Origin of the sequence: Dietzia sp. DQ12-76, assembly GCF_014145045.1 — a bacterium.
GTDB lineage: Bacteria > Actinomycetota > Actinomycetes > Mycobacteriales > Mycobacteriaceae > Dietzia.
In genome coordinates this window covers 1-5,917 of sequence record NZ_JAALDV010000180.1, presented here as the reverse complement: position 1 = coordinate 5,917, position 5,917 = coordinate 1, and the positions used below count along the sequence as shown (strand labels likewise).

General features: G+C 69.2%; 4 protein-coding genes. 3 read left to right on the top strand and 1 reads right to left on the bottom strand.

Annotated elements, in window-relative coordinates; translation table 11 throughout:
• Together G6019_RS07535 and G6019_RS07530 are read left to right on the top strand one after the other, a co-directional pair.
• A partial coding sequence (locus G6019_RS07535) for an RCC1 domain-containing protein (protein ID WP_182627322.1) occupies window positions 1-880 on the top strand: 880 nt, incomplete at its 5' end.
• Window positions 881-1,042: 162 nt separating this feature from the next.
• Window positions 1,043-2,215: an RCC1 domain-containing protein gene (locus tag G6019_RS07530; RefSeq protein WP_182613742.1), complete on the top strand. Its 1,173-nt coding sequence runs from the start codon at window positions 1,043-1,045 to the stop codon at window positions 2,213-2,215.
• A gap of 110 nt (window positions 2,216-2,325) precedes the next feature.
• Here G6019_RS07530 and G6019_RS07525 read toward each other — a convergent pair whose 3' ends face one another.
• A complete protein-coding gene (locus G6019_RS07525) occupies window positions 2,326-2,760 on the bottom strand; it encodes a DUF3052 domain-containing protein (protein WP_182613743.1) in 435 nt (144 codons plus the stop codon).
• Between the two features lie 310 nt (window positions 2,761-3,070).
• Here G6019_RS07525 and aceE point away from each other — a divergent pair, with 310 nt between their 5' ends.
• Entirely contained in the window at window positions 3,071-5,866 is a 2,796-nt protein-coding gene (gene aceE, locus G6019_RS07520) for a pyruvate dehydrogenase (acetyl-transferring), homodimeric type (protein WP_107756152.1), read from the top strand.
• The last annotated feature ends 51 nt before the right edge of the window (window positions 5,867-5,917 follow it).

Sequence of the window (5,917 nt, the reverse complement as noted above, 5' to 3'; positions counted from 1 at the left end):
CGGGGAGGATCACCGGGGTCTCCTGGCCGGCACGGTGGCCGGGGGCATGCGGACCCAGCAGCCCCGCACGGTGCCCGGCATCCAGGACGCGACATCCGTCGCCGCCGTGGGCGGGGCGTTCCTGGCGACCCGCTCCGACGGATCCGTCATCGCGTGGGGCGACTCGTTCATCGCGAGCGGGGGCCGCCGCGGCGACGAGCGGAACCAGCCCACCCCGAGCCTGGTCCCCAAGGTCGAGAACGTGATCGAGGTGGCCTCCGGGCAACTCAACGCGCTCGCGCTGCGGTCCGACGGGAAACTCCAGGGGTGGGGCATCAATCTCACCCAGGTCATCGGTGAGCAGGACGGGCCGCTGGTGCGCACGATTCGGGACGTCCCCGGGGCCGTCAGCGTCGCCAACTCTAGCGGGGCTGCGATCATCGCCACCAGCACCGGAGAGGTCTGCGCGTGGGGTAACAACGTCCACGGACTTCTGGGCGTCGAGCCGCGGGGCGGCCAGAGTCCGCGGGCCGTCAAGGTCGACGGGCTGACCGACATCGTGCAGGTGGCCGCCGGGAGCGACTACGCGCTCGCCCGGGATACCGCCGGGCGCGTCTGGGCCTGGGGCCGGGTCGTCTCCGGGGTCTTGGGTGACGGCAGCACCGAGGACACCTCGACCGCGGAGCCCCTCCAGGTGCAGGGTGTACCCCCGATGCGGTGGATCGGCGCCGATAGCACCTCGTCCTTCGGGATCGACCAGAACGGTGAACTGTGGGCCTGGGGCGGCGGCCACCGCGTCGAGCCGTACGCCGGCCAGGATCGTCGCCCGTACCAGGTACCGCTGCCGGGACCCGCACAGGAAGTGTCAGGCGAGGTCGTCCTGCTCGAACCGGCGGGCTGACGGCCGGCGTTCGACGAGCGAACACCGGCAATCCCGAGGACGACGGCCCCCGGGGTGACCGGTCAGGAGACCCCCGGACCGTCGGGGTGACCGCGGCGCCGTCCCGGTACTGCGCGGATGAAGCCCCTGGACAACCGTCCGTCTCCACCGCAGAATCCGGTCATGGCGAACCTCCTCAGGACCGTCCGTTCGGCCGTCGCGCTCTCGTTGGCGCTCGCCGGTGTCACCGGGTGCAGCGCGGCCGATCGCGCGGTCATGACCGCGCCGCCGTGCCCGGACTCCTCGGCCTCACCCAGCCCTGAGACCCGGGCCCCGGGGCAGGCGGTACTGATGGGCAGCGTCGTCCGCGGCTCGCTCCCGCCCGGTCCGATCGAGGGATGGGAGGAGGTGATCTCGGTGGCGGACGCCCGCAACGCGATCGCCGCGGTCCACCCGGACGGGACCGTCTCGGTGGTCGGGGTGGACCATCTCGGAGTCCTGGGCGGCGTCGGGGCCGGAGCGCCGGAGGTACTCCGGCCGCAGAAGGTCCCCGGCGTCAACGATGTGACGTCCGTGGAAGCCGTGGGCTCGACGTTCCTGGCGACCCGTTCCGACGGGTCGGTGGTCGCCTGGGGTGATGGGTTCATCGCGTCCGGAGGAGAGAAGGGAGGCAGCCGAGCGCAGCCCACCCCGGCCCTTGTCCCCCGTGTGGAGAAGGTGATCGGGGTCGCCTACGGACAGCTCAACGCCCTGGCCCTCCGCTCCGACGGCAAGATCCAGGCCTGGGGAACCAACCTCACCCGGATTCTCGGAGAGCCGGACGGGACGGAGGTCCGCACCATCCGCGGTCTACCCGGTGCCGTCAGCGTGGCCAACCCCGGCGGTGCCGGGATCATCGCCACCGGCAGCGGCGACGTGTGCGCCTGGGGCAACAACGTCCACGGACTTCTCGGGGTCGAGCCACGCGGCGGACAGACCACCCGGGCCGTCAAGGTCGACGGGTTGACCGACATCGTCCAGGTGGCGGCCGGGAGCAGATACGCGCTCGCACGGGATACCGAGGGACGCGTCTGGGCCTGGGGCCGGAGCGTCTACGGGATCCTGGGCGACGGCAACACCGAGGACTTCTCCATCTCCACACCCCGCCAGGTGGTGGGTGTGCCCCCGATGCGGTGGATCGGCGCGAGCAGCGCGTCGTCCTACGGGATCGACCAGACCGGTGGTCTGTGGGCCTGGGGCAGTAACCGCCGCGTCGAGCCATATGCCAGCCAGGATCGTCTCCCGTACCGGATACCGCTGCCGGGACCCGCGCAGGAGGTGTCCGGCGAGGTTGTCCTGCTCGAACCCGCGGGCTGAGGGCCGCCGCTCGACTGTCGACCTCCGGTGCCGCCGCCCGCGTTGGTCACGGCGTGGCACCCCCCGGGGGGGCACCGCGCTGAACGGTGACGCCACCCCCCGGGGGGACATCACTTCCGCGGGATGCTGTTCTTCCGCAACGCCAGACGGCTTCCCGCCCAGTCCCCGAGGGCCGCGGTACGCGTCTGGAGCATCCCAGCCGTCTGGGCCGACTCGGCGATGACCGCGGGTTCCACGTGACCGGCATTCCCCGTCTTGGGGGTGAGGACCCACACCGAGCCCTCTTCTGCGAGCGGGGTCACGACGTCCATCAGCCTGTCCACCAGGTCGCCGTCCCCGTCGCGCCACCAGAGCAGCACGGCGTCGACGATCTCGTCTGTGTCCTCCTCCAACAGCTCCGACCCGACGGCGTCCTCGACGGCCTCACTGATCGACTCGTCGCAGTCGGAATCCCATCCGACCTCCTGAACGAGCATGTCCTTCGTCAGTTCGAGCTGACCAGCAATCTGATCCGCCCCGTCCTGTTGGTTCGCCGCGGCGACCACCGTGGTGTTCCTCCCTCGAATCCGAGTGTGTTCGTCTTGGTCTTTCGCTGACCAGGAACACTACCCGGGCACCCTCCCAGGGGAAACGACAACCGCCCATTTCGTCGCCGGGACCGCAGGCTCGTGTCCCGCATCACGCTTTGGGGCACAATCAGGGGGAGACATGGGCCGACGACGGCCCGTGTCCGGCCGACCACGCGATCCAACCCACACCCGCGGTACGCGCGGTCGACCGGAGACTGCACCCCGACATGTGTGGTGCCCCCACCGGGTCGCCGCTGTACGTATCGCAGAAGTGAGGACGAGACGCATGACCGAGACCGTAGGCACGAGAGATGGTTCCGCACCCACCAATGTGCCGGTCCTCCGCGAGGGGGTCGCGTCCTACCTCGCGGACTCGGACCCCGAGGAGACCCAGGAGTGGATGGACTCACTCGACGGCATGCTCGCGGAGGCAGGCCCCGAGCGGGCCCGCTACCTCATGCTGCGGCTCCTCGAGCGCGCGTCCAAGCAGCGCGTACCCCTGCCCGCCCTGACCTCGACGGACTACGTCAACACGATCCCCACCAGTCTCGAACCCGAGTTCCCGGGCGACGAGTCCGTGGAGCGCACCTACCGGCGCTGGATCCGGTGGAACGCCGCGATCATGGTGCACCGGGCCCAGCGTCCCGGCATCGGCGTGGGCGGCCACATCTCCACCTACGCGGGGGCGGCACCGCTCTACGAGGTGGGGTACAACCACTTCTTCCGCGGCAAGGACCACCCCGGCGGTGGGGACCACATCTTCTTCCAGGGGCACGCCTCGCCCGGCATGTACGCACGCGCCTACCTCGAGGGGCGCCTCCGGGAACACGACCTGGACGGTTTCCGACAGGAGAAGAGCCACCCGGGCCGGTCCCTCCCCTCCTACCCCCACCCACGCTCCCTTCCCGAGTTCTGGGAGTTCCCCACCGTGTCCATGGGCCTCGGACCCTTGAACGCCATCTATCAGGCGCGGTTCAACCGTTACCTCGCCAACAGGGGGATCAAGGACACCTCGCAACAGCACGTCTGGGCGTTCCTCGGCGACGGGGAGATGGACGAGGTCGAGTCGCGCGGAGCCCTGCAGGTGGCCGCGAACGACGCACTGGACAACCTCACCTTCGTGATCAACTGCAACCTCCAGCGCCTCGACGGCCCGGTCCGCGGAAACGGGCAGATCATCCAGGAGCTGGAATCGTATTTCAGCGGTGCCGGGTGGAACGTCATCAAGGTGGTGTGGGGACGCGAGTGGGACGCCCTGTTCGAGAAGGACACCGAGGGCGCCCTCGTCTCCCTGATGAACTCCGTCTCCGACGGCGACTACCAGACGTTCCGGGCCAACGACGGCGCCTGGATCCGCGAGCACTTCTTCGGCCGCGACCCGCGTACGGCCAAGTTGGTGGAGGACCTGTCCGACGAGGACATCTGGGCGCTGCGCCGCGGTGGCCACGACTACCGGAAGATCCACGCCGCGTACAAGGCGGCGCTCGAGCACACCGGTCGACCCACGGTGATCCTCGCGCACACCATCAAGGGGTTCGGACTCGGCCAGAACTTCGAGGGTCGCAACGCCACGCACCAGATGAAGAAGCTGACGCTGGACGACCTCAAGCAGTTCCGGGACAAGCAGCTCATCCCGATCACGGACGAAGAGCTCGAAGCCGACCCGACGTTGCCGCCCTACTACAACCCCGGGCCCAACTCCCCGGAGATCCGTTACATGCTGGAGCGGCGGATCGCGCTGGGCGGTCACGTGCCGGAGCGGCGCCAGAGCTTCACCCCGCTCTCCGTGCCGAAGATCGAGTCCTTCGCCTCGTTGCGCAAGGGGTCGGGCAAACAACCGGTGGCCACCACGATGGCCCTGGTCCGTACCTGCAAGGAGCTCCTGCGGGACGAGTCCCTGCGGGACCGGATCGTCCCCATCATCCCGGACGAGGCCCGGACCTTCGGCATGGACTCGTGGTTCCCGACCCTGAAGATCTACAACCCGCACGGGCAGAACTACACCTCGGTCGACCACGACCTGATGCTCAGTTACAAGGAGTCCACCAGCGGCCAGATCATGCACGAGGGCATCAGTGAGGCGGGGTCGGTCGCCGAGTTCACGGCGGCGGGGACCGCGTACGCGACCCACGGCGAGCCGATGATCCCGCTGTACATCTTCTATTCGATGTTCGGCTTCCAGCGCACCGGTGACAGCATCTGGGCCGCCTCGGATCAGCTCGCGCGCGGGTTCCTGCTCGGCGCGACCGCCGGCCGCACGACCCTCACCGGGGAGGGCCTGCAGCACATGGACGGCCATTCGCCGTTGCTCGCCGCGACCAACCCGGGCATCCTCTCGTACGATCCGGCGTGGGCATTCGAACTCGTCCACATCATGCGAGCGGGCATCGAGCGGATGTACGGTCCGGGCGCGGCGCACGAGACAGAGACCGATGGTGTCGACCACAACGTCTCGTACTACATCACCCTGTACAACGAGCCCGTCCCCCAGCCGCCCGAGCCCGAGAACCTGGACATCGAGGCACTGCTCCGTGGTCTCTACTGCTTCCGTAAGGCGGAGAAGGGAACGCACGAGGCGTCGATCCTCGCCTCGGGTGTCGCGATGTACGCCGCGGCCGAGGCCCAGAAAGAGCTGGCGGAGAAATGGGACGTCGCGGCGGACCTCTGGTCGGCCACATCGTGGAACGAGCTGGCCCGGGACGGTTTCGAGTGTGAGCGCCACGAACTCCGTCACCCCGACCAGCAGCCCCGCATCCCGTTCGTCACCGCCTCACTCGACTCCAGCAAGGGGCCGAAGGTGGCGGTGAGCGACTTCCAGAAGGCGGTGCCGGACCAGATCCGTGGGTGGGTCCCCGGGGACTACACCGTCCTGGGCACCGACGGATTCGGGTTCTCCGACACCCGACCGGCCGCGCGTCGATTCTTCAACACCGATGCCGAATCGATCATCGTCGCGGTTCTCGCCGGTCTGGTCCGCGAAGGCAGCATCGACAAGCGCACCCTTCTGGAGGCCGCTCGTCTCTACCGGATCGACGATGTCATGGCGGCGCCCGAGCCCACGACGGATCCCGGCGTGGCGTGACCGAGGCGACCGACGCCGCGACCGGGGGGGCCACGGAGGCGGCCACCCCGG

Coding starts and splice junctions, on each gene's coding strand:
- G6019_RS07530 (WP_182613742.1), top strand. CDS start 1,043: ATGGCGAACCTCCTCAGGACCGTCCGTTCGGCCGTCGCGCTCTCGTTG.
- aceE (WP_107756152.1), top strand. CDS start 3,071: ATGACCGAGACCGTAGGCACGAGAGATGGTTCCGCACCCACCAATGTG.